Here is a 24,095-nt window from a genome sequence, read left to right on the forward strand (position 1 = left end):
GGCTAATGTTCGTTTTTAGGTTTGTCACTATTGTCCAGTACGGTGCGGGTGATAATGCTTCTGCGGCCTGCTGGTGTGATCACGATGGTTTTTAAGGTGATAGTTTTGCCTTTTGGCACAGCAATAGTCACCGGCCCGGTGTACAGGTGATCATAATCTCCGGGTGGGCGGTTGTTCAGCGTGTAATAAATACGGGCGCCTGGTACGGGCGGCTGCGTTACTTCAAACCGGAAATTGCCGGTGGCAATGGTGCTGTCTGTGTATGGAAAGACGGTTGGCACGCGGTAGTTCATGCCTGCCTTGTCAAAATGTGCCAGATGCGCGGGCAGCGCGGAACCGGCGAAACGTTGGTAATCTTTAGTTTCGATAGCAGACCATGCTGTTTCTGCCAGCGCCAGCATACGGGGCAGCAGCATGTATTGCAGTTTGGAGATCCCTGGAATGTTTTCCGTCCACACGCAGGCTTCCACGCCCATGATGTGTTTGCGTTCCTCGCCGGAGAGTGTTGCGTAGTCAGGGTTGTATTGATACGCTTTCCATGCGGGCGCATTACCACCATGACTGGAAGGCTCTTGCTCAGAAAGGCTTTGCGCATAATCGAAATAAAGCCCGTTGCCGCCGGGAGCCAGTATAATGTTCAGCCCTTTTTTTATTTGTTGCACTGCGCCTTTTTCTCCGAAGCGGTTCATCACCACAATATCTTCTTTGAAGTCGCCTTCGGCGATTTCATCCCAGGCGATCATCTTTTTGTTTTTGGATTGAATGATTTTGTTCAACCGGGAGATGAAATAACCCTGTAATGCGTGGCTGTTGCGGATGTTGTGTTGCCTCATGAACCGTTGCACGCTGCTGTCTTTTTCCCAGAAAGCTTTGTAACATTCATCTCCGCCGATGTGGATATAGGGGTAAGGAAACAATGCTGCTACTTCTCCGAAGACTTTATCCAGCCACTGATACACCCTTTCGTCAGCAGGGTTCAGGGAATTGTCTGTATACATTTCAAAGCCACCGGCAGGGAACCATTTGGCGAAGCTGCTTCCCGGATTTACTTTGATGCTGCTGTCACGCGTTACGCACAACCACGGATAGGATGCAATGGCGGCCATGGAATGTCCTGGTACGTCTATCTCCGGCAGTATTTCTATATGCCTTTCGGCAGCATAGCGGATAATGTCTTTTACTTCTTCCTGGGTGTAAAAACCACCGTCGGTGGCTTTTTCGCCGGGCTGTGGCGGCAGGGTGTTACCGCTGAATTCAATGCGGGGCACGCGCCAGGCGCCTGTGCGCGTCAGCTCAGGGAGACTTTTGATCTCCAGCCGCCAGCCCTGGTCGTCTGTCAGGTGCCAGTGAAAACGGTTGAGTTTATAGGAAGCCATCAGGTCGAGCAGGTCTTTGATCTGCGCGACGCTAAAGAAATGCCGGGATACGTCCAGCATCAGGCCGCGGTAGCCGTAGCGGGGTGCGTCTGTAATGCTGATGCAGGGAATGGTGGTTTCACCGGAAAGCAGTTGTAATAACGTCTGCATACCGTAGAACAAACCCGCATCACGGCCTGTCAGCAGAATACTGTCTGGCGTGACTTCCAGCCGGTATCCTTCGGCAGGGAGCTGTGCGGCATTGCGATCGGTGATCATCAGTACCGGCGCTTTTGCCGTGCCGGTAGCTGCCTGGTTGCCCGCTGGTAGCATGCCTGACAGCCGGCCGGTGAACCAGTCTATAGCGCGCTTGTCCTGCACATCCATCCGGATGATGGTATGGGGATGAAAGGTAAAACTGCCGGCGCGTTTTGTCACTGACTTGGGCATGGGTATCAGCGACTGCGCGTTGGCGCTCAGCAGGCTGTTACAGAGAAAAGCGAAACAATACGCATAGGTTTTGAAGTGCATTATTGATAGTTGTCGTAAACGATTTTGATTTTATAAAAGCAGGCGCCGTTCACTATCCTGGAGCCCTGATGTTGTCCGCCGGCGGTATAGAAATCTATGGTGCTGGAAGACCAGTTATTAAGAGAGCAGCTGACCGGCGGCCGCGGGTTTTTATTGGCGTCCGGACGTACCAGCACAATCTGCCCGTTGGGCTGATTGCCCATACCTTTTACGAAGGTGAGGTTATTGGTGGGCGCCATCGATAGACGTTTCGTACTTTTATCAAACACATATTCACCACCGTTAGTCGTTACCCATAATAGGTTTTTGTTGCCGTAGTAAGCGCTTATCTCATGTCCCCAGGGCGTGGGGAGCGTAACGCGATATTGTTTTACTTCGTTTAGTTCCGGCAGGGCATCGGTGCCGCCTACGGCGAGGGCGGTGAGGATATGTGCATTGTTGGACTGGTCCTGGCCGGTGACCCACAGGACGCTGAGCTCAGGGTCCCACAGTACGGCGTGGGCGGCGCCCAGCGGAAACGCTGCATAGGTACTGCTATTGGCGCCCTGTGAGGAAGCATACACCCTGATCCAGTTACCGTCAGATGCTGCCAGTGCGATATTACCATTGGGCAACAGTTCCGCGGAATGTACGTTGCCGCTGATGATTTTGGCCCATACCCGTTGCCCCGCAGGATAGGTCATGATGGCGGCCATACCATTGTCGCTCATGACGGCGTAGTTTTTCCTGACTTTAAAATCGGTGCCTCCGCCGAAGCGGTTGATCTCGTCGGTGCTGAAGCCCAGCGCTGTCGTGGGCGACCAGCTCCATTTTTTGGCGTCGGCGGTGTTCCAGTCGACGGCCATTGGGTCATAGATTTCTATTCTCCTGGTGGCATCGTTGGTGAGTGCCAGCGGCAGCCCGGGGTAGGGCTCCGGTTGCTTTATGGCTGGAGGGTTGTCAGGGGGCGCTGTGGCCCCCTGTTTTTTGCTGCACGCTAACTGGAAAACAACCAGCGCAAATGCTGCTCCTGTCAGTATCATTTTTTTCATAACCTCAATAGTAGTTTGGATCAAATGTTTTCGCTTTGTAGATAGCGGCGCCGCTGACGGTGCGGGAGCCGGCGGCGTTTCCGTTGGTGGCATTGTAAAAATTGACGACGGAGGTGCACCAGTTGTTAAGCGTGCAACCGCTGGCAGGTTTTGTTTCTACCAGTGTGTTCTGCCCGGGCTGACTGCTGATTGCTTTTACGAAGGTATCGTATGCGGCTCCTGGGATGTCGCTGAAGGTGCCGGTGGAGATATGAAAAGTATGCACGCCACCGTTAGTGGTGAGCAGCAGCTGATCGGGATTGTTGACATCGGCGGAGAGATCGTGTCCCCACGGCCTGGGCAGCGAACTATAGGTCATCAGCAGGTCCAATTTGGGATTGGTGATGGTTCCGCCGGAGCGGGGCGTGTTGTAACCGTATTTCCGCAATTGATTGCCCAGCGCCCAGAGTATTTTATGGGTGTCGTCCCACAGCACGGCATGGGCCGACGGGAAGTAATACTGTGTATTCACCCCATGGTTTGGTACAGGCTGAGATGATGAATAAATGCGTATCCAACCCTGTGGCCAGTCCTTGCCGGCGCTGGCCACCACACTGTTACCGTCGGGGAGTATTTCCATCGCATGAAGACTGGTGGTGTCGTTAAAACCCATCACCCATAGTTTCTGTCCGCGTGTACCCGTGCCCGTATACCGGGCGATGGTGGCCAGCCGGTAGGAGGTGGCGGTGATCACCTGTGCGGTGTTGGCGAACACGGTGTTGTTACGGACCTTGATGTCTGTAGGTACATCCCATAGCGCTATCTCACTGGCAGCGTTATACGAAAGTGCGGTGGTGGGCATCCACGACCATTTAGGAGTAGACCAGGAAGCGTCTGCAGGGTCATACACTTCTATTTTTTTGGTAGCCTGATTGGTGATGGCTACCCAGCAGCAGGTGCTTTCTGTTTGTGCCTGCCGGTTTTTCGGAGCGGTGACTTCCTCCGGTTGCAGTTGTTCGGGTTGCCGTGAACAGGAAACTGTCAATAAAACCATCACCACTATCATCCAATGAACACAGGCGTACCGAAGGCAGGAGTGCCCTGCCTTCATCATCATGTTTTTCATGAGCATAAAGTTTTAGTTTAATTAATAACCCGGATTTTGTGTGAGTTTATCGTTCAGCAGTATCTCCGCATTTGGTATGGGAAACAACAGCCGGTTCTGGGTGATATTGTAACTTCCTGCCTGTAGGTAGCTGTACTGTGCTTTCTGCTGTGCGCCGAAGTCGGTCATAACGCTGATGGCTTTGCCGCTCCGCACGAGGTCCAGCCAGCGTTTGTTCTCAAAAGCCAGTTCCACCCTTCTTTCTTTCAGGATCGCTGCCTGCAGGGCCGCCTGATCGGTGGTGCTGATGTCATGCAGGGCATCGCCAAAGGCGCGCTGTCTTACGGTATTCAGGTATACCAGCGCTTCACCTGATTTGCCCTGCTGGTGGAGGCTTTCGGCCAACAGTAAAAGTACTTCTGCATAACGGTATACCGGCCAGTTATCGTTGGTTTGATTGCCGATAGTGTGCGTATGCAGGAATTTTTTAGGAAACGGACGGCCCACTTTGCCGGCAGGTGGTGTGTAACCGATCACCGATTTTACGGCTGTAGCCGTGAAGTCGTCCGAGGCATTGAAGCTGCCTTCCGCGACGGCAATAGAGGCGTCGAGGCGCTGGTCCCCGGTCTCATAAGCGTTGATCAGGTCTTGTGTGGGCGTATTAAAACCGCCGGTGTTGGTAATGCTGTTGAAGTTAATGCCTGTCACCACGGAGGTATTGGCCATGCGTGGCAGGAAATTGTAGACAGAAGCATTCGTATTGGCCTGCGGCACTGCCAGCGCGGTGTTGAACTGGATCTCGAAGACGGACTCTTTCCCATTTTTATTGTTTAACTGGAAAGCGTCGCCGTAGTGCTGAAACAGGGTATAACCCATGGCGGTCACCTGTTTCAGCACACTTTCCGCCTGATCGTACTTTTTCAGCGTCAGGTATACATCGCCCAGGAGTGTGAGCGCAGCGCCTTTGGTAGCGCGGCCGGTCTGTGGAAAGGCCGGCGCGTCCAGTTTGGCGGCGGCATCGGTGGCGTCGGATACGATGAGGTCGTACACTTCCTGTGCGGAAGCGCGGGGAATGTAGGTCTCCTCGCGGTTGAGCGGCGCATGTTTATAAATAGGCACGCCGCCGTAGAAACGTACAAGGTCAAAATAGGTGAGGGCGCGTATAAATTTAGCCTGACCTATAATGGCATTACGGGCAGAGGCAGACAACTGGATATCATCGATATGATCGAGGATCACATTGACTGCGGATATGGTATTGAAACCGCTGTTCCACTTGGGAGGCGTCTGATTGTTGTATTTATCGTCCAGGAAATCGGCGACGGCATATCTGTTGACAGTCGCTACCGCCTGATCAGAAGATTTGTAATCGTAGTGCGTATTGTCGGAACGCATTTCACCCATTATCCAGGCGCTTTTATTGTTGTAAAGGCCGCGCAGCTGGCTATAGGCGCCATTGACAGCGAGGTCAAAATCATTTTGATTTTTAAAATAGCTGTCGGGTGTGGTAAAGTTGGGATTGATTTCGTTCAGGAATTTTTTACAGGAGGTTGTTGCCAGACTGGCTACCAGAAGTATATAACAGGAGATCTTTTTCATTTTGCTCATTTTTAAAGGCCAAGGTTCAAACCAAATGTAAAGGTCCGTTGCAGTGGGTACGCGCCGAGGTCCTGCCCCTGTTGCGTTACAAATGCTATTCCGCCGGCGCTTACTTCCGGGTTGCCGGGATAGCTGGTGAAGATGTATACGTTCTGTGCAGAAGCATACAACCTCAGGCTTTTGATATAGGGCGTCCTGAATTTCCGCAGCGTATAGCCCAGCGCGATATTGTTGATGGTGAGGTGGGACGCATCGTGGATAAACAGCGTATGGTCCGTACGGTAGGAGGCGGTGGTATTCGCCAGCGTGCGCGCCACGCGGCCGTTACCGGGATTGTCTTCAGAGCGCCAGCGGTCCAGCAGTTCCGGGGGACCGTTGAACACACCGTCGAGGTTATACGTACTTTCCTGCATACCGTTTTTCAGCTTGTTGCCGTAAGTGCCGGACATGGCGATGTTCAGGTCGAAGTTTTGATACTGGAAGGTGTTGGTGAAGCCGAAAATGAATTTCGGATTCGGATCTCCGATCACGGTCTGATCGTCCGGGAAGGTGATTTTACCATCTCCGTTCAGGTCTTTGAACCGTACAGTGCCTGCCTGAGACAGGGTAGTGCTGCCGGTGCCGTAGTATTTAGGCCCGGCATCGGCTTCCGCCTGATTTTTGAAGATGCCGTCAAATATGTAGCCGTAAAACTGTCCTACGGGTTTGCCTACAAGCGTGCGGTAGTCGGTAAACTCTGACAGGGTGATGTTAGGGTTGTCCGCGAAAGGAATATTGTTTAAGCCGATCCGTTTCACGACGTTCCTGTTGAAGGCGATGTTGAAGCTGGTGTTCCATTTGAGTTTGCCGGTGAGATTCCGGGTGCTGAGGATGATCTCATGACCCCACTGGCTGATATCGCCGAGGTTGTCCTGCACGTTGGCAAAACCGGATGATTGCGGCACCGGCAGGATAAATAGCAGACCTGTCGTCAATTTGTTATAGTAATCGTAAGACAGGTTGATCCTGCCGTCGAACAGGCCAATGTCGATACCGGCGTCAAACTGGCGGTTGCGTTCCCAGGCAAGGCTTTGGTTGCCCAGTGTGGTTTGCACTTTGCCGGGGGCCAGACCGCCGGAAAAGCTGTAGTTGGAGTTTCCGATGCGGGCGGCCGTGGCGTAGTTATCGATTTCGTTCATGCCCGTGAGGCCGAAGGTGGCCCTTACTTTCAGCAGGCTGATAGCTGGTACGTTTTTGAGGAACGCTTCGTCGCTAACGATCCAGCCAGCGCCGACAGAGGGAAAGGTGCCCCATTTGTTGCGGTCGCCGAAACGGGAGGAGCCGTCTCTTCTGATGGTGGCCTGCAGCATGTAACGGTCTTTAAAGGTATAGTTCAACCGGCCGAGGAACGACATCATCGTCCAGGCGCCGGCGCTGGAAGTATTAGTGGTGAAGCGGGTGGCGGCGCTCAGATAGGAGATGCTGTTGTCGGGAAAATCACGGCCTACCATATCGCTGAAGAAGCCGGTGGAGCGCTGGATGGTGAAGCCGCCCATTAGTCCCAGTGAATGGTCTTTCCCAAATTGCTGCTGATAGTTGAGCGTGTTTTCGTTCAGCCAGGAGTAGTCGTTGTTCACGGTCGTCTGACCGATAGCGGTATTGTTGCCCGGTGGCGGGTTTTCCATCGGCAGGGCGTTGAAGCCGCCAACGGAAGTAGAAGGAATGAACCTGTTGCGCGTCATGCTGGCGATGTCTGTACTGCCGGAAGTGCGGAAGGTCAGGTGATCGGTCAGTTTTACTTCGGTGAATACGTTCGCCAGTAATCGTAGACGGTTGGCATCATCTTTCACTTCCAGCAGTTGCCGCAGCGGGTTGGCCCACACGAATTGGTTGGTGAAGCCGGAGATGCCCAGTGCGAGGGAGCCGTCGGGGTTATAGGGAGAGCCCATGGTCGGCATCATGGAAGCGGAGGCGAAGATGGCGCGTTGTCCGTCGATGTTGAAGCCGGTGCCCTGACGGTTGTTATGTTCCAGTTGCAGGGAGGGGGCTACGCCGACACCTATTTTTATCCTTTTGCCGGGGTTGAAGTCGGCGTTCACCCGCAGGGAAAACCGTTTGTAGCCGGTGTTGAGCAGGATGCCTTGCTGGTCAAAATAACCGCCCACCACGCTGACGGCCGCTTTTTCATTACCGGCGGTGACAGAGAGGCTGTAGTTCTGTACCGGTGCGTTTCGGGTGAGCACGCTGAACCAGTCGGTGCCTTCACCGTACTGCTCCGGGTTTTGGTATACTGCGGGAATGCCACCGGTATAGCCTTCATATTTGATTTTATCTTCGTAGAAGCCTTTCATGTAGGTGGCCAGCTGGGTGGCGTTCATCACTGGCGGGATCAGTTCGCGCATGAGCGAGGCGCTGCCGTAGTAGGAGTTGAAATCGATCCTGGTGGCGCCGGCCTTTCCTCTTTTGGTGGTGATCATGATCACGCCGTTGGCAGCACGGGAGCCGTATAATGCAGTGGAGGAAGCGTCTTTCAATACGGTGAAAGACTCGATTTCGTCCGGGTTGATGTTGTTGATATTATCGGGGTTGCCCAGCATAGGCTGACCGTCCACCACTACCAGCGGTCGTATGTTGGAGGTGAGAGAGGCGGCGCCGCGGATGCGCAGGTCCATGCCTTGCCCCGGCCGGCCGGTGGTTTGTGGCACCTGTACGCCGGGTAGTTTGCCCTGTAATCTTTCTGCAAAAGTACCGGTAGGCTGATCTTTAATATCGACGGCGGATAATTTGGCTACCGATCCCACGATTTCACGGGTACTTTGTTTACCGTAGGCAACCACCACTTCGTTTAGCTGCGACGATGCCTGTTCCAGCTGCACATGGATGACCGTCTGTCCGTTGACAGGAACTTCTTTGGGGGTATAACCCATGTAGTTGAACAACAACACCCCGCCTGCATCAGGAACAGTAAGCGTAAAAGTGCCATCAGCCAGGGTGGCGGTGCCGGTTTGGGTGCCCTTAAGCCTGACGGCCACGCCGGGAAGGGGATGGTTGTTAACGTCTGTCACGCTGCCTTTGATGGTAATGGCCACGACCGTTGTGCCGGAGGTGCGCGTGATCACGATAGTATTCTGATGAATGGAATAGGTAAAGGGCTGGTGCGCGAAACATTGTTTCAGCACATCTTCCACGCTGGCATTGGTGACCTGTATGGCCACCGGCTGTGCATCTTTCAGGATGTCGACATTCCACAATACGTTGTAGGCGGTTTGTTTGCGGATCTGACGGAATACATCGCTGAGCGCGATCTTTTTGGCTGATAACGTTACCTTCTGGGCGTAGCTGGTGGCGCTGACTTCCATTAACGCTGCGATCATTAAAACTAAGGTCAGTTTCATTATCAACAGGAGTTTTTTACGCGTGGCGCCGGCTTGGTCAGGGCGCACGTCAGGTATGTAAAATTTCATTACATTTGGATGTTTGGGTTTAATAAAAAACTGTGACGACAATAGCGATTGAAATTTGTTTTTGCAGGTAAGCTCAAACCGGCCGGGGGTGCGGGAACACTCCCGGTTATTTTTATAGCACCTGTTTTACAGCTGTTTTCTATGGCATAACGGTGATCCTCCTTCCATTGATTTTAAAGTGAACAGTACCGGTTAATTCCAGCATATTTAATACTTCGGAAACATTCTTCGAACGGGATAAACTACCCCCGATGGCTTTCTTCGAAACATCGCCCTGGTAGCTGATCTTCACGTCATACCAGCGACTGATCTGCCGCATAATGCTTTCCACTTTTTCGTTGTCGAAAATGAAATAGCCGTTTTTCCAGGCGATGGCGGATTCTGTGTCGGTGGCAGCGGTCTGCAGCCTGCCCGATACTTTATCCAGTACCGCTTCTCTACCGGGCGCCAGCAAGGCATTGGCGGCGCCATAGTCCACTTTTACCGCACCTTCGACGAGCGTAACGGTATGCTGCTGCTCCTCCGGATAGGCGTTTATATTGAAGTGGGTGCCGAGCACTTTTACGGTCAGGGGAGTTGCGGCGCCGGCCCCCACGGTGACAAAAAATGGCCTTGCCTTGTCTTTCGCCACCTCGAAATACGCTTCGCCTGTAAGTGTCACATTCCTGTGATCACCGGAGAACGCTGCCGGGAAACGCAGGGAGGAGCCGGCGTTGAGCCATACTTTGGTGCCGTCCTGCAGGGTTACCTGGTACTGGCCGCCGTAGGGAGTGGTGATGGTATTGTAGACGATGGCGGCGGAAGTGTTGCCGGTTGACTGGTAGGACAACTGACCGCTGTCTGTTTTATTGACCGCAGCATTGCCCTGTTGTGATATGACGCCGTTCTTTGCATCTTCAAGGACAACTTTCTCGCCGTTGTCCAATGTTAAAATAGCTTTATTCCCCCCGGGGCTGATGTCATTATTGGCCAGCGCAGGTCCGGCAGGCGGTGCTGCCGGACGCAACGGCATCAGGTAGAAGTAGCCGGCAAGGCCGAGGAGAACGAGCACCGACGCGGCGGCAGACAGGTAGTACCACAGCCGCCTGTTGCGGGCCGGCGTAGTTTCCGGGATATTGATTTGCTGTTGCAGTTTCGAAAGCATCCGCAGACGCACCTGTTCTTCTTCCGCTTCATCTTCCGACAGCCATTCCACATCCGCCTGGTTTTGTTCCTGGTACCAGGCCATCAGGGTCGTTTCTTCTGCCGGCGTAATGCTGCCGTCCAGGTATTTTTCTATGAGGTGATGTATGTGGTCGTTCAACGTGTAAGGTTTATCGTTTATACAGGTATGTACCGTGAATGTTGTTTTACCCTTAGTATAGGAAAAAAAATAACAGGGCCCACAGGCAGGAGCGGTCCAGTTTCAGTTTTAATACTTTCAGTGCTTTGGTGAGATGAGCTTCTGCTGTTTTTCCGGCGATGCCCAGCTGTTGCGCTATTTCCGGTATGCTCAATCCTTCCGTTCTGCTCAGCCGGAAAACGAGGCGGCATTGCGCGGGTAGTGTTTCAACGATGCCGTTGATTTGTTGTTGCAGCAGCCGGGTGAAAATTTTTTCTTCATCATGAGAGGAGATGAGGGGAGCGGCTGTTTGTTCGATGATGGCTGTTCTTCTTTTTTGCCGCAGGTATTGTTTAAAAACCGACAGCCTGACAGCGGTGGCCAGGTAAGCTTCTATATTCCCGATGTGCCGTTTCTTCCGGTTGTTCCAGAGGCTGACAAAAACTTCCTGCACAATTTCTTCCGCCATGGCTTTATCCCTGCAGTGATGATAGGCAATAGCCAGCAGCGTCTTCCAGTGTTGGTTATAGATGTCAGCAAAAGCGGCAGATACGCTGCTGTTCATAACATGGATATTACGGTTACAACTCTATGTACCATAAGGAGGGGGCATACCCTTAGTGCGGATAAAAATTTTTTTCGCTTAGTGCATCAGGGCCTTGAGGAGGAGGATTACCCAGATATAGGGCCGGTTCAGTCTGAGTTTCAATACTTTCAGCGCTTTGGTCAGGTGCGCTTCCGCCGTCTTTTCAGCGATGCCCATGCTGCGGGCTACTTCCGGGATGGTGAGGCCTTCCTCCCTGCTGAGTTTGAAAACGAGGCGGCATTTCTCCGGCAGCACTTCCACCACGCCGTTGATCTGCTGTTGCAGAAACCGGGTGTAGATCTGTTCTTCGTCAAAGGTGGTGATATCGGGCGCGGCTACCTGTTCTTTTATTTCGTCTCTCCGTTTCTGCCGTGCGTATTGTTTGAATACGGACAGCTTCACGGCGGTGGCCAGGTAGGCGTTTATATTGTCGATATACAGCTCGCTGCGCCTGTTCCAGAGGCTGATGAACACTTCCTGTACAATTTCTTCCGCCATGGTTTTATCCTTGCAGTGCAGGTAAGCGACAGCCAGCAGTTGTTTCCAGTAACGGTGATAGATTTCAGTAAAAGCGCAGCTGTCGCCCTCGCGGAGGGACAGCATCAGGTCAGCATCAGATGGTGTTTCGTACCGATTCATGTGACAGGCGTGGTACGCAACATTATAAAAATAAATTCAGATTTTATATCAGGAAATGAAAAGATAATATAAAGCAACCCAGGGCATTGGATTGCCCCCAGTGCCGGCACCTGGAGGCAATCCACTTTTAGCCCGGGTGGTTATAATATTTCCACGTAACCATCGGTGCCGTTCACGCGTATGCGCTGTCCGTCTTTAATCAGTTTAGTGGCGCTTTCTACGCCTACTACGGCCGGCAGCCCATATTCCCGGGCGATCACGGCGCCGTGTGTCATCAGGCCGCCTACTTCGGTGACGAGGCCTTTGATGGAGACAAACAGCGGCGTCCAGCTGGGGTCGGTGAAAGCGGTGACGAGTATATCGCCTTCTTCCAGGTCTGCATCGGCAATGTTGAGGATCACGCGCGCCCGTCCTTCGATGACGCCGGTAGAAACAGGCAGTCCAACGATGGCGTTTGCAGGAAGGTTTTCCCGTTTGTAGCTGCCGGTGATAATTTCCCCGTCAGACGTTATGACCCGTGGCGGCGAGAGTTTTTCGTATTGTTGGTAAGTTTCTTTTCGCTGGTCGATGATGGTGGTGTCCAGCTGGCGGGTACTTACTGCTTCGCGTAATTCTTCGTAGGTAAGGTACCAGATATCTTCTTTTTCCCGGATCACATGGTCCCGTACGAGCTTTTCCGCTTCCTGCAACAGTGCTTGTTTATAGATAAAGTAACGGTTGACGATGGCGTATTTGGGATATTCCCGGTAACCGAGGAAATTCCGCATAAAGCTGATCTTTTCTTTGGTTTCTGCGGCCTTTTGCGCGCCATCCGGCAGGAACTGCAGCCGCTGCAATATCTCCTGTTCCTTTAGCAGCGCCTCTTGTTTTCCCTGTTCAAATTTTCGCTTGCCGGCGCCCGGCGCGAAGTTCCTGATGTTACTGAGGATGATGGGAACGAGGCTGAGGGGTTTTTCACGCCAGCGGGTTTTGGTGATATCGATTTCACCGACGCAGCGCATACCGTATTGGCGGAGATAGTCTTCTATGGCATTGCGGGCTTCCTGTCCGCCTTTCAGCTGTGGAAGCACTTCCAGGAAATGATCATCGGTGGTTTGTTGCAGATACGCGATGACCTCCGGATAAGGGCGGATAGCGTCTGCCACATCCAGCAGGGCCAGTCCCATTTCCGAGGTGATGTTATTGGGGACGGATTGGGAAAGCGTATCTGCAACCCCTTTTTCGCCTAACCATTTTTCAATGTTGTCGTTGAGCCACCATGCGGCATCCATGGCGGCCATGATGATACGCAGGCTTCTTGGGTCAAACATCGTTGTCTGGACCTGCCGTATATGTTCCGGGATAAAATCCAGCAGCGCCTGTCCTGATTTGGTTTGAATATCCTGTTTCAGCTGCGCGATGTAAGCCTGGCTATTGCTGATTAATTCCGTAGCGATGGCCGGATCGTTTTCCAGAGGGGGCTCTCCTTCGAAGGTAGGAAGGGGGCGTTCTGTCTTATGGTCGGGTAACTGTTTGATGAAGCCTTCCCGTGCAGTGATGATGTTCAGGGCGTCTTTAATCAACGGATCGGACTTGCCCAGGGTGTCCATCATGGCCTGTCTGCCGCCGGCGGTGGTCAGGAACCGGGTGACATCGACAAATAACCTCCCGCCGGCCGTATACATTTGTCCGGATGCTACCATCATGAAAAAGGACAGGCCCAGCGGTTTGATGGCGTCGGTCATCATCTGGTTGTGGCCGACGGATATAAATACGTGATTTTCGGTATCCTTTACTTCCGGTACAGGGTACAAAGTGGTGATTGGCCTGCTCTGGACGAAGTAGAAGGTGTCGCCGGCAAGGCACCACTCGATGTCCTGCGGACTGCCGAAATGTGCTTCGATTTTTCTGCCGAGACGGGCTAAGGTCAGCACCTGCAGGTCTGTCAGCGCGGGATTGTTTTGCTGTCCTATTGGGACAGGCTGTTCTTCCGTGCCGCCATTTTCAACCGCTTTTACGACCAGTTTTTTAGCTGCAATTTTCCGGTCGATGATCTGCTGCTCTCTGACTTTGTAGTTATCGGCGTTGACAAGGCCGGATACCAGTGCTTCTCCCAGCCCGAAGCTGGCGTCGATGGACAACACTTTCCTGTTGGACGTTATCGGGTCGGCAGTGAACATAATCCCTGCAATTTCCGGGAAAACCATTTGTTGCACTACTACCGCGAGGCTGACCTGGTGATGGTCAAATCCGTTCTGCAGCCGGTAGGCGACGGCCCTGTCGGTATATAATGATGCCCAGCAGCGGCTGATATGTTCCAGTACCGATGCTGTTCCAATGATGTTCAGGTAAGTATCCTGCTGGCCGGCGAATGAGGCGGTGGGCAGGTCTTCCGCGGTGGCGCTGGACCGCACGGCGAAGGCTGTTTTTTCGTCGAAAGGGCGGAGATGGTCTGTTACCGCCGCGGCGATATCGCCGGGAATAGGCGTGCTTTCAATGATGGAGCGTACCCGTGCGCTGATATCGCCGATATTTTTCCGGTCGTCCGCTTTCAACAATGTCAGCTGGTCCAGCAGCGTCTGCAGGGTGGCATTGCTGGCGGTGACCGCCTTAAAAGTCTCCGTGGTCACACAGAAGCCAGGAGGCACCGCTATACCTTCGATGTGACATAGTTCTCCGAGGTTGGCCCCTTTACCGCCGGTGAGTGCGAGGGTCGTCTTATCGATTTCCTGAAAATCCAGTAAGTAGGCAAGCATAGTTTTTTATTTATCGTTGAGGGTGGTGGTGGTTTCCTGCATGATGGCAATGGCCTGGGTGAGATACCGTTCGATGACTTTGACTTCCTTCTCCGAAAATGTCGCCGTCAGTTTTTCCGATTTATGCCGGAAGTCCCTGTACAGCGGCTCAAACAGCGCCATGATGAGTTTGGTGTTGGGCTCGATGAGCACTTTTCTTCTGTCACCTTCCGCAAATTTCCTTTTCACCAGGTTTTTCTTTTCAAACCGGTCTATTAAGCCGGTGATGGCGCCGGTGGTAAGTTCGGTGAGGCTGGCCAGTTCCCCTGCCGTCATCTCACCCCGTTCCAGCAGGAAACCGAGGTATTTGTGGTCGGTGCCGGAAAGTCCTGCCTTCCGGGCCACCGCTTCATGCATCCGGAGCGAGGTGTAGGCGTATGACTGGGTCAATTTTCTGATCTGTTTGATGATTTCGGGTCCCATTTTTATCTTATTATCTAAATATCTTAGTTACTAAGATAAGTTGAAATGAAAAAGTATCCAAATAATTTCCGCAGAAATGTGGTCAATGGCGGAGTACGGTATACGATTGCTCTTCCTCGACAGGTGCTGAAGCCGTTTCACCACATGGTTCCGGAAACTTCGTTTAGCTATTTATTGTATCGCCAAACCGCTGGAAATCATCTGCCTCTTCTTCCCGAAACAGTGATGTTATCCGGAACTATTAGTCTGCATATTTTTATCCTGTACCGGCGAATGCTGGTCCATATCCCGCGAATGTTAAATGCGGTGGACAGTGCGGTTTTTTTTTCTCATTTTTGACTGTACAGGAATAAACACGATAAGATAAGAATTATGATTGCTGGTAGTAGTTTTTGCAACTTCCTGTTTTGAAAAGGCATCATACCGGGAAATACCAATAAGAAAATTATGGCAGTAGGATTATTTACCGCACCCATTTTTCATGTCATCGGCACAGGAGATTTTCTGCATTCTTTTTTCTCTACGATCGCTTATCGGTTGGAGGGGAGTGAATGGGGAAGCCGGTTCCCGGTGCTGATGAATGAACTGTTTATCGATGGCATTGCGCCCGCACAAGGTGACGCCGTGTTGCGGGAACTGGCAGTCATAAAAAAGGAACTCTCCGCCCTGCCGCCGGACCAGGTGATATGGGACATCGATGATCTTTCCAAACAACCGCCGTGGGGAACGGGCATCGCATCAACTATTAACAACCTCGCAGATTATTTTGTGACCAGTGATGGCAAAAAGCTGATCGCCGTCTTTGAAACGGCTATAGATACCTGCATCAGGATACAAAAGCCGTTGATCATCCGGTCTATATAAGATTTTTTCAAAAAAATACCATGATTAAAAAACTATATTCGATCATCTCTTTATTTACGACAAGCTGTATGGGACAGGCAAATCCGCCGGCGGCCGTGGACGACAGCTGGCTGCAAAAATCGTATGATCATGTGATCATGATTGAAAACAAACATGTGGCACAAGCCGGAGACAACTGGCTGGTAGATATTCCGCTGGTAGAAAGCCCGGATTCCCACTATGTGTTTTTTCTGTCGGCACGAATTCCAACGGCGTTGTTTACCACCTCCAATACGTTTTATCCGTCGATTAAAGAATTTACGTTGATCGTGCCTGATTGGCAATTATATCATGAGATTGCCGAAGAGGCCAGCCGTAAAGGGATGTGTATAGAACCTGCCACCACCAATATCTATTATCATATCCGGAGAATGGATACTCTTGTAAAGATAGATAGTGTCCGTGTCTCAGGAGAACAGCCTGGTATCACCTTCCATGAACCGAAGGTGCCGGCTGGTAATATCGCGGTATACCGGAGCGAAAGCTACGGGTCTGTATGTTGTCCGAAGGACCCGAAATGGGAACTGGAGAAGGAAGATGCTGCTGTGATCAAAAGCTTTGAACAACAACATAAAGTGTCTGTCAGCGGTACCTATCGCCAAAATCAGGGAAAGGAGGGAGAACATACGGATTATTATACGCTGCCCCGCCTCACTGCAAAGCAACGCCTGGATTTTATACTGATGAAACGTTCACAGTGGATTGTTAACAAAGCAACGAAAAAGATTGTCTTTAAACCGCAGGTGTTTACCCCTTGGCTGGAGCCTTTTGTCAAAGAAGGATTCAGGGAAATGCGGGAAGTGAAATATGACCAATAGTGTTATTGACTACATGCCATTCTGCAGTCGTTTTTTATTTTTAACTTTAGCAAGGACAATTTTATGTCCGGCTTACATGCAGCTTTTGCCATCTGCCATCCTGGCGCCCTACATAAAGAACTATACAGTGGTCACGATCGGGGAAGATCTTGACAATGAGGTGTTTTATCCCAGCGGGTACATGGATTTTGTGATCAACCTGTCCGGAGCTGCGGCGACCATCATCAACGGCAGGAGGAAAGACCTGCCGGAGATAGAGCTGCTGGGACATCTGACACTGCCGACCCGGCTGACGGTGTCGAAAGGGACCGTAGTACTGATTGCACGGATTTATCCCCATGCCGGCGCTTTGTTTTTTCCCAATCCGCTTTCGGAATTTACCAACTATGCCACTGATCTGTATGACATACGTTTGCCGGAGATCAGGGAACTGTATGGCCGGATCATGGAAATGGGTGCCATCAGGGACAAGATCGCGGTGTTGGAGCAGTTCTTCCTGGAGCGGTTGGCAAAGCAGGAAAAACATTTGCAGAAGGTGACCATGGTGCAGCAGTTTTCCCGGCTGCTGTTGTCGGGGGATAATAAACTGGACTTGCCCGCTATCGCCCGAAAGTCAGGGATGTCTGAAAGATATATCCAGAAGCTTTGCCTGCAGCATGTGGGCATCAGTCCCGCTGCGCTGGCCGCAGTGGTACGTTTCAACAGGGCCCTGCAACTGGTGCTGGACACGCCGGCGTCACTGACGGCCATCGCTTACGAGGGTGGCTACTATGACCAGGCGCATTTTATCAAAGAATTCCGGAAGTTTACCGGTATCACTCCTTCTGAGGCAAGGCGGCGGCTGGTAAAAGATGATGTGGCGCTTCAGCAGGCGGTGAACATTGGGTTTTAGTTATTTTGCCGGGTGGTTGCTGCTGAACATGTCCCTGTACATTTTCCATCCATCGGCAGTCTTTTTCCAGATGACGATGACTTTGCCGTCGTCTATTTTATGGCCTTGTGGGTCGGTCATTTCATAATAACTTTCTTCGGTAACATAAGTTTGTCCGTCGCCGTACAGGTGCTGGATAATGAATCTGGAGTTTACTTTCGGGCCGTTTTTGAAAAACTTAGCCATGTTGTCGCGGCCGCATACCGGCGCCGCATTGGGAGGATAGAGGCAGGCATCGGCGGTATAACATGTCAGGATACTACCGTCGTTTTTATTGGCCAAATCGGAATAGACGTCATTGCTGGCTTCAATGGCTTTCCTGGCTGCTTGTAACGATGCGTTTTCGGATTGCGCTTGCACGCCGTAGCTGGCGGATATCAGCAGGATTAAAAAAAGGAGTTGTTTCATTTGTCTTTTTTCTACAAAGCAAGCGCTTTTAGCCAGCCCGGAATTGTAAAATTGCGAACAACCTCATTCTGAAGAAATAAACGTATAGTCGTGCTCCATGAGTTTCAGTAGGTATTCGTCGAAGCTGCCGGCGATGACCCGGTAGTTGTCGGGGTCGTGCAGGAAACGTACCACTTGCCCCGAAGCGCCGCCGGGGGCAGGGTTGAAGTCGAGGTAAAGTTTGGAGGTGCCACCGTTGTTCGTACAATCGGAAAAACACAACCAGCGGTTCATATTGATATTCGAATCGATACCGGTATCTACCAGCTCGGGCGTCTCGTCAGCATCTTCTCCGTAGATGTCCCGGATGCTCAGTCCGTATTTGTCGTCTTCCAGTATCTGGTCCACAGATTTCAGGTAATACGGGTACCGGTGTATGTCAGACCCCAGTATTAACACCGAGACGGTATGTTCGCCGTATTCGCGCCAGTAGGTGCCGTCTATTTTTGCGAGCAGTTGCAGCAGTGATGCGGGGCAGTCGGGGTAGGTTTGCTGCAGTTTTTCCAGTTGCGCCGCAGTGGCGCCGGAAGCATAGGTCAATTCGGCTTTATCCTCTTCAGATAGCCGCTCCTGCAGACCGGCCAGGTATTGTTCAACGATGTTTTTCATCTGTGTAATTTACGGCAAAAACATGTTCCATACCGTCTGTTTCATCCATGACTTCATCTACTTTGGTAAAGCCGAGGGAGGTCACCAGGTTCAGCGACGGCCGGTTATCCGGCGCTATGGAAGCTACGAAGCGGTAGACCTGGAAATGCTCCTCAGCCCAGTTGAAAACCGCCGTCACCGCTTCCCTGGCATATCCTTTTCTGCGGTGCGGTGCAAAGATCTGATAGCCGATTTCCACGGCGTTTTTCAGGTAGTCCTTGGAGGCGTGACGATCAGGGCTGGTATGAAAGCGGATAAGGCCGATGGTTTTATTTTCCCCGCTGAGGATGATGGTGCGGGAAGACCAGGGCGCATATTTAGTATCGAAGGAGAGTTGTTTTTTATCGTGTTCCAGGCTGCTGGGGTGGTCCAGCATGGCGGCGGGGATGTTGGCGCCGAGGAGGAGAGCAGCTTTGGTGAGGTCGCCGGCGAGGCAGGCGTCTCTTACCGCATCGCCGAGTAGGCGCAGGGTGAGGCGTGGGTGATGATGTCGGTGGAGGAGGAGGACATGTGGTGGGGTTTAGGGTGATGGAGACACTTACCGGCTCAGCTTGACACTGCTAAAAAATTAAAAGCATAAAACGAAGAAGCCGCAGATTTTCTGCGGCTTCTTCGTTTTTAACATAACACATAACCCGAGAACCTTTTCCAGACTATCAAAATTTAAAACCTTATTGGCCAAAACATTCTTACAGGCACATTTTCCCCTTTGCAACGTCCTGGCTTCCATTTGGGCATACTATTTAATACTCTCAGGGCTTCCTTATCAACCAATGTTAAAGATGCATCCTGCTTATTTGCAATATGGACATTTTTTACCTGTCCGTCAGCCCCAATCACAAACACTAAATTAATTGACCCTTGAAAAAAATCCTGGTCTTTGGGATACCGAAAATGATCTCTAAAGAACTTCATTAAACTTAACTCCCCCTCCTCAAATTCAGGCATCTTATCCACGTTAGTATAAACCTTTTGCTGTAGGGTAGAATCATATTCCTGGACACAATCCGTAGCTCCAGTACTGACTCTATTTTGAGCCTTACAACTATACCCCCAAATAATTTGTATTAAAAATATTAATGCAATTTTATTCATTTGATTTTCCTTTTAACTTCTTCCCCTGGAGTGTTTATCCAATAATTTTGAAATCCTGAACTACCGGGCGCCCCTGCTCCAGTATTCTGAAGCTTAATTTCATTTAATAATATTTTAACTTGATCTTTAGTTAGGTAGGAAGGAGATTGCCCTGTACTCTTCCATAAATCCCCGGACTTCTTTCCATCTATATTTATCATAGGATAATTCATAATATTAAATGGTATTTTAGAGTCTGTCCCTGGTGTAGTTGAATAATTATTACCTCCTTCGCTAATGAGCTTGGTGTCCACCCCTTGTGTTTTCTCAAAAGGATGTTCAAGTCTCAATGTATGCAACAGCTCATGAGCTCCGTCTATACCTACACTCTCTGGAGAACGTAAATTACCTTCTTTATCAAATACGTTTATACTTGAAGCAGAAAATGTCGTTTGCCCACCAACTATACTAGCCTTTCCATAAAGCTCTAAACTAGGAACAACAACTCTCAATTTGCTGGCGTTACCTCCATTATATGTAACATTTCCCGAAATCGAGCCATCAGATGAAATTTGTAATGTCTTATTAAGTTGATTACTGATTGCTGTTTGATAAGCTGTTATCTGCTCAGGAGTAAGCTTAAGCATTTCATTTACACTAAACTTTACATTGGCGTTTACACTGGTAGCCCCGTTACCATCTATCCTTGATACCCATTCTAAACCTTCTAAGTCAATACCTGTAGTTACTTTATTCTCCGCGTAAGCATAAGGGCTATTATGTACATACTTAGTCGCCAGCGGATCAACTTGCAAAAAACGCCCAATTTGAGGATCCATCGTCCGCCATTTCATTTGGTAAGTATTCCATCCTAAATCTTCATCTAACAATTGCCCGGTGAACTTATATTTGTTCTCCGCATAACTGCTCCCTTTGAGTGCATTGGAAGATATCCCAGCCATCGTCAACCCAAACGGATAATAATGCGTTTCTTCCAGCACTGGTCCGGATGCCTGTGTCACCACTAAATTATCAAAGAACACATCCTGCTGTGATTCGTTACTGGTGTATACATACAGGAAGCCATTTTTGGTGATCGGCATTCTGTCTGTACCGAGGGTTTGCAGTTGATCGGCTTCACCGCTCACCTGTTTAACACCACTGTTTTGATCGACTAATTTAAACTGATCGTCGAACAATACAAAATTAAGATATGCTTTGGGCTTGCTGTCCGGCTGATCCGGGCTTTTTTCCTTAAGCCGCTGGTATTGATTGTTGTAGAAGTTGGTATTGAAAGGCGTGCTGTTGTTTCCTGCTGCAAATCCGTGTTGGCTACCGCCCTCTGCCTGTCCGCCGAAAGCCTGTACCAGTCCCGCTACCATGTCTTCCGGCGGCGGAGGTGCATTTTGGGTTACAGGACCCTGGGATTTATAGAAGGCGCGGGCATTCACCTGAATAGTATCGCCGGCCATAACGCGCAGTACCAGTGACGGGCCGATTTTATTTCCGCCGGGATTGGCATTCAGCTTTGCCACGGCGGCATTTTTACTATCCATGTCGTCGTTGGGATAGCCTGCCGGTTTTGGGACCCTGGTTTCATTCACATTGCTGAAGAGCGCTGTTTCAACACCGGCACGGGTATTTTCCATGGTGGCAGCATACATGGTGAAATCTGTCTGCTCGGTGAGTACCATGCGGATGTTACCCAGGTGGTCCTTGATAAAGTAGTCGTATTTGTAGTCGAGGGGTGTTCCTGCCTTTACAATGGTACGGATACGGCCTTCTTCGTGACTGATAATACGTAAAGTATCATTGGTATACTGGAACATGCCGGTATAATCGGTGACAGTTGTTTTACCGGTACCGGTTTGGTCCACTACTGTCTTTCTTAATTTATTCCCGCCGGCGTCATAAGTGTAGGTGATAGAACCTTTTCCTGTAACGACGATGTTTTCAGGGAGATTCAGGTGATTGTAGCGGATAGTCAGCTGTTTGTTTTGATCGAGGACCAGGTTGCCGTTAAGGTCGTACTGATAATCGGGGGATTCGTCATTTTGTTTTTCCCGGAAATCACCCAGCAGCGTGTTGGGATTATTTTGTTTATCTGTAACGAACGACAATTTGTTGCTGTTGGAGAGATAACCATATTTCAGGCTGTCAATCTGTTTGATAACACTGCCTTCCATTCCCTTCTGGCTCATGGACAGTATGTTGCCATTGGCATCATAGGTCAGATTGCTGACGGAGAAATCCATTTTTGATTTTGTCCAGGAGGCGCTTCCTTCCAACTGACTAAAGTCCGCGGCAGTCAAACGATTAACAGGATCATACCGGTACCCAAAGGCCCGTGCTACTCCGTCGGAGCGGCTTTTCCATTTCGCCCCGGCGATGTTACCGTTGAACTGTTTCCCGGAGAACCCATAGTCATAGCTGAGCTCCTGGCCAAACCAGTTACTGCTGGCCTTGCCCGTGGCAAACTTTCTGTTAATGCCTTTCAGCCATCCACGGATATTGTATTCATAGTCGAGGGTCTCCAACTGGCCGGTGCCGGTTATGCCCAACCGCTTTGTTTTTATCTGTCCCAGCTCATTATAACTATTGGTAACAATGGTCCGCTGCAAAGCGGGGTTGTCATTGATCCGCTTAGTGATTTCATCCACCCTTCCTGCATGATCGTAATGCATCATCGTGAGTACTTTGGTTTCCGGTGTGGCGCTACTCTGTTTGGTGCGGTGATGCACATACGTGCTCAGCACTTTACCACTGAAATCGTAGAGGGTGGTGGCTACGTCCTGTCCACCGCCCAGGTTGTCACTGATCGTCTGTACCAACCGGTTGTCATCATCATAATAATTGGTGGTGGTCAGCCAGGTATCTGTCCCTAAGACCCGTATGCGCGTTCCTGTAGCCATTCCCTCAGGGGCAGTATTGGTTTGGACCGGTTGTGCGTATAAGTTGCTTCCGGCCTGCGGTTTAGTGAAGTCGGCAGCCACTGCGGTCTTCAGACCGTCATACGCATAATGGTCGTAATAGGTGAAAGTAAGTGGCGTTAGCGCCGCCGCGGGTATGTTGGGCAGCGGGTTGGTAACGGGCAGGTAGATGCTGCCGTTTGACAATGCCGGATCAACACGGAAGTCCAGGTTATCGCCGCTGGCGGATTCAAAATCAGGTTCTATGGTGATACTCTCCCGGGCTTCATAGAGCTGCCGGTCATTGGTTTTAACGACCAGGTGCGTGACACCCGGGAAATCATATTGTATGCTGCCTGTACCGGTGGAGGTATTTAACTGCTGCTGCAATACTGCCCGTGTGTAAGTATTGGTGTCAGCTGTGTATAAGGCCGTTTCCACCACGCGATTAAGGCCGTCATAAAAGGACATGAGCCATTGGCGCTTACTTTTCAGGTTTCCGTCACGGGTTAGTACCAACCGGTCGCGGATGTCGTACACCATCTCTACGGGGGCGGCGCCGGGTACCTTTTTTACAATCATCCGGTTACGCTCGTCGTACTGGTACTGAAAGCAGAGCTCTGCCGCCACAGGAGCGAGGTTCCAGTTGCCGTTGATAATCTGTACCGCCCGCGGAGGTATCACAAACCGCAGGTTGCCAGAGTCATCATAAACATAATAAGTGGAAAGCCAGTCATTGTTCAACTGAATTTTCTTCAGTATCAGACGACCGTCTTTATCGGTAAATGCAATGGTGGTTTGGCCCTGTTCGTCGGACGTGATAACTTTATAGAGCTGTTTGGTGGCATAGGTACCCGGACTAACCGGTATGCTCTGGTCGTCCGCTATCTTCCAGATGCGAACGGCATCTTCCGTGGTATTGGCGTCATACTGCTGGCCAACGGGGTGGCTGCCGCCTGTTTGTGCCCAGCTATTGCCCGGACTGTAGGTCTTTAAAATGCGGTTCAGCGGCGAAGCTTCAAATTCAACCTCGCTATAGTAGACAGTTTCATTGACCGATCCGGGATTTAACGTCTCACTTTGATAAAAATCTTTCTGGTCCGCGAACGGGTTTAGTTTGAATTTGCCATCATTGGCGCCGGTTTGCGATGCGTAAGGCAGGTACTTCAACTTTTCCCGTCCAACGTTATCATACAGGAACATCGACACAAGATCTTTCCCGGTGCCGCTCATCTGTTTGCTGACCGTCTGCAATGGCCGGCCGATGGCATCAAAATATGCTGTGGTCAATTTGACCTCTGCCGCGGGGCGTCCTGCATTGGAAACATCTGCAGGATTGGTTAGTGGCATCGACGGCTCCCAGGTACAGATATAGTTCCGGAGAACACTGTCATACCCGGCGGCCGGCGACAATGGCGCGGCTACCGGCGGTTTGTCGGTTTCCGCAGGTACATTCTGGGCGGAAACGGTTTCACAAAAGCTGAGTATAGGGATGACCAGTTTTATGATCAGGTTAACTGACTTTCTGAATTTCATATTGTATAGTGTGCTACAATGTTAGTAGAATAAGCGTTTACGA

18 protein-coding genes are annotated in these 24,095 nt (G+C 50.9%); 3 read left to right on the forward strand and 15 right to left on the reverse strand.

Annotated features, from left to right (window positions below; translation table 11 throughout):
- Positions 1 to 2: 2 nt before the first annotated feature.
- The 10 genes from B5D63_RS27925 to B5D63_RS27970 all read right to left on the reverse strand — a co-directional run bounded on the left by B5D63_RS27925 (position 3) and on the right by B5D63_RS27970 (position 14,786).
- Complete coding sequence (locus B5D63_RS27925) at positions 3 to 1,886, reverse strand: family 20 glycosylhydrolase (protein ID WP_078672154.1); 1,884 nt, start codon at positions 1,884 to 1,886, stop codon at positions 3 to 5.
- Positions 1,886 to 2,917 (reverse strand): DUF6528 family protein, encoded by a 1,032-nt coding sequence (locus B5D63_RS27930; RefSeq protein ID WP_078672155.1) that lies wholly within the window; start codon positions 2,915 to 2,917, stop codon positions 1,886 to 1,888. Before B5D63_RS27930 ends, B5D63_RS27925 begins: the two co-directional genes overlap by 1 nt.
- A 4-nt stretch (positions 2,918 to 2,921) precedes the next feature.
- A complete protein-coding gene (locus B5D63_RS27935; protein WP_143313133.1) occupies positions 2,922 to 4,022 on the reverse strand; it encodes a DUF6528 family protein in 1,101 nt (366 codons plus the stop codon).
- Positions 4,023 to 4,043: 21 nt separating this feature from the next.
- Entirely contained in the window at positions 4,044 to 5,600 is a 1,557-nt protein-coding gene (locus B5D63_RS27940; protein WP_159456195.1) for a RagB/SusD family nutrient uptake outer membrane protein, read from the reverse strand.
- A gap of 11 nt (positions 5,601 to 5,611) precedes the next feature.
- Entirely contained in the window at positions 5,612 to 8,974 is a 3,363-nt protein-coding gene (locus B5D63_RS27945) for a TonB-dependent receptor (protein ID WP_159456196.1), read from the reverse strand.
- 208 nt (positions 8,975 to 9,182) lie between these two features.
- A complete protein-coding gene (locus B5D63_RS27950) occupies positions 9,183 to 10,346 on the reverse strand; it encodes a FecR domain-containing protein (RefSeq protein ID WP_078672159.1) in 1,164 nt (387 codons plus the stop codon).
- A gap of 52 nt (positions 10,347 to 10,398) precedes the next feature.
- The gene (locus B5D63_RS27955) at positions 10,399 to 10,929 is read right to left on the reverse strand and encodes an RNA polymerase sigma-70 factor (RefSeq protein WP_078672160.1); all 531 of its coding nucleotides are present in this window, start codon (positions 10,927 to 10,929) and stop codon (positions 10,399 to 10,401) included.
- A gap of 78 nt (positions 10,930 to 11,007) precedes the next feature.
- Complete coding sequence (locus tag B5D63_RS27960) at positions 11,008 to 11,589, reverse strand: RNA polymerase sigma-70 factor (protein WP_078672161.1); 582 nt, start codon at positions 11,587 to 11,589, stop codon at positions 11,008 to 11,010.
- A gap of 140 nt (positions 11,590 to 11,729) precedes the next feature.
- Positions 11,730 to 14,324, reverse strand: coding sequence for a phosphoenolpyruvate synthase (gene ppsA / locus B5D63_RS27965; protein ID WP_078672162.1), 2,595 nt, complete (start codon positions 14,322 to 14,324; stop codon positions 11,730 to 11,732).
- 6 nt (positions 14,325 to 14,330) lie between these two features.
- Positions 14,331 to 14,786, reverse strand: coding sequence for a MarR family winged helix-turn-helix transcriptional regulator (locus B5D63_RS27970; RefSeq protein ID WP_078672163.1), 456 nt, complete (start codon positions 14,784 to 14,786; stop codon positions 14,331 to 14,333).
- A 447-nt stretch (positions 14,787 to 15,233) separates the two neighbouring features.
- Here B5D63_RS27970 and B5D63_RS27975 point away from each other — a divergent pair, with 447 nt between their 5' ends.
- The 3 genes from B5D63_RS27975 to B5D63_RS27985 all read left to right on the forward strand — a co-directional run bounded on the left by B5D63_RS27975 (position 15,234) and on the right by B5D63_RS27985 (position 17,399).
- Positions 15,234 to 15,650, forward strand: coding sequence for an Imm70 family immunity protein (locus B5D63_RS27975; RefSeq protein ID WP_078672164.1), 417 nt, complete (start codon positions 15,234 to 15,236; stop codon positions 15,648 to 15,650).
- 20 nt (positions 15,651 to 15,670) lie between these two features.
- Positions 15,671 to 16,507 (forward strand): hypothetical protein, encoded by an 837-nt coding sequence (locus tag B5D63_RS27980; protein ID WP_200817112.1) that lies wholly within the window; start codon positions 15,671 to 15,673, stop codon positions 16,505 to 16,507.
- Between the two features lie 76 nt (positions 16,508 to 16,583).
- A complete protein-coding gene (locus tag B5D63_RS27985; protein WP_078672165.1) occupies positions 16,584 to 17,399 on the forward strand; it encodes a helix-turn-helix transcriptional regulator in 816 nt (271 codons plus the stop codon).
- On the opposite strand, the gene B5D63_RS27990 is transcribed toward B5D63_RS27985, so the two are convergent.
- From B5D63_RS27990 to B5D63_RS28010, 5 genes are all read right to left on the reverse strand, one after another.
- Positions 17,400 to 17,846, reverse strand: a complete 447-nt coding sequence (locus B5D63_RS27990) for a Cif family virulence factor (RefSeq protein WP_078672166.1) — start codon at positions 17,844 to 17,846, stop codon at positions 17,400 to 17,402.
- Between the two features lie 63 nt (positions 17,847 to 17,909).
- Entirely contained in the window at positions 17,910 to 18,494 is a 585-nt protein-coding gene (locus tag B5D63_RS27995) for an SMI1/KNR4 family protein (protein WP_078672167.1), read from the reverse strand.
- Positions 18,478 to 18,909: a GNAT family N-acetyltransferase gene (locus tag B5D63_RS28000; protein WP_078672168.1), complete on the reverse strand. Its 432-nt coding sequence runs from the start codon at positions 18,907 to 18,909 to the stop codon at positions 18,478 to 18,480. Before B5D63_RS28000 ends, B5D63_RS27995 begins: the two co-directional genes overlap by 17 nt.
- Positions 18,910 to 19,196: 287 nt before the next feature.
- Positions 19,197 to 19,628, reverse strand: coding sequence for an energy transducer TonB (locus B5D63_RS28005; protein WP_078672169.1), 432 nt, complete (start codon positions 19,626 to 19,628; stop codon positions 19,197 to 19,199).
- Positions 19,625 to 24,052 (reverse strand): DUF6443 domain-containing protein, encoded by a 4,428-nt coding sequence (locus tag B5D63_RS28010; protein WP_078672170.1) that lies wholly within the window; start codon positions 24,050 to 24,052, stop codon positions 19,625 to 19,627. The genes B5D63_RS28005 and B5D63_RS28010 overlap by 4 nt, the downstream gene beginning before the upstream one ends.
- Between the last annotated feature and the right edge of the window lie 43 nt (positions 24,053 to 24,095).

It is taken from the genome of Chitinophaga eiseniae (assembly GCF_900167135.1).
Classification (GTDB): Bacteria; Bacteroidota; Bacteroidia; order Chitinophagales; family Chitinophagaceae; genus Chitinophaga; species Chitinophaga eiseniae.

What these genes read in the sequence shown, in the direction of transcription:
- B5D63_RS27925 (WP_078672154.1), bottom strand. Translation starts at nt 1,886, where the DNA reads ATGCACTTCAAAACCTATGCGTATTGTTTCGCTTTTCTCTGTAACAGC.
- B5D63_RS27930 (WP_078672155.1), bottom strand. Translation starts at nt 2,917, where the DNA reads ATGAAAAAAATGATACTGACAGGAGCAGCATTTGCGCTGGTTGTTTTC.
- B5D63_RS27935 (WP_143313133.1), bottom strand. Translation starts at nt 4,022, where the DNA reads ATGAAAAACATGATGATGAAGGCAGGGCACTCCTGCCTTCGGTACGCC.
- B5D63_RS27940 (WP_159456195.1), bottom strand. Translation starts at nt 5,600, where the DNA reads ATGAAAAAGATCTCCTGTTATATACTTCTGGTAGCCAGTCTGGCAACA.
- B5D63_RS27945 (WP_159456196.1), bottom strand. Translation starts at nt 8,974, where the DNA reads ATGAAACTGACCTTAGTTTTAATGATCGCAGCGTTAATGGAAGTCAGC.
- B5D63_RS27955 (WP_078672160.1), bottom strand. Translation starts at nt 10,929, where the DNA reads ATGAACAGCAGCGTATCTGCCGCTTTTGCTGACATCTATAACCAACAC.
- B5D63_RS27960 (WP_078672161.1), bottom strand. Translation starts at nt 11,589, where the DNA reads ATGAATCGGTACGAAACACCATCTGATGCTGACCTGATGCTGTCCCTC.
- ppsA (WP_078672162.1), bottom strand. Translation starts at nt 14,324, where the DNA reads ATGCTTGCCTACTTACTGGATTTTCAGGAAATCGATAAGACGACCCTC.
- B5D63_RS27970 (WP_078672163.1), bottom strand. Translation starts at nt 14,786, where the DNA reads ATGGGACCCGAAATCATCAAACAGATCAGAAAATTGACCCAGTCATAC.
- B5D63_RS27975 (WP_078672164.1), top strand. Translation starts at nt 15,234, where the DNA reads ATGGCAGTAGGATTATTTACCGCACCCATTTTTCATGTCATCGGCACA.
- B5D63_RS27980 (WP_200817112.1), top strand. Translation starts at nt 15,671, where the DNA reads ATGATTAAAAAACTATATTCGATCATCTCTTTATTTACGACAAGCTGT.
- B5D63_RS27985 (WP_078672165.1), top strand. Translation starts at nt 16,584, where the DNA reads ATGCAGCTTTTGCCATCTGCCATCCTGGCGCCCTACATAAAGAACTAT.
- B5D63_RS27990 (WP_078672166.1), bottom strand. Translation starts at nt 17,846, where the DNA reads ATGAAACAACTCCTTTTTTTAATCCTGCTGATATCCGCCAGCTACGGC.
- B5D63_RS27995 (WP_078672167.1), bottom strand. Translation starts at nt 18,494, where the DNA reads ATGAAAAACATCGTTGAACAATACCTGGCCGGTCTGCAGGAGCGGCTA.
- B5D63_RS28000 (WP_078672168.1), bottom strand. Translation starts at nt 18,909, where the DNA reads ATGCTGGACCACCCCAGCAGCCTGGAACACGATAAAAAACAACTCTCC.
- B5D63_RS28005 (WP_078672169.1), bottom strand. Translation starts at nt 19,628, where the DNA reads ATGAATAAAATTGCATTAATATTTTTAATACAAATTATTTGGGGGTAT.
- B5D63_RS28010 (WP_078672170.1), bottom strand. Translation starts at nt 24,052, where the DNA reads ATGAAATTCAGAAAGTCAGTTAACCTGATCATAAAACTGGTCATCCCT.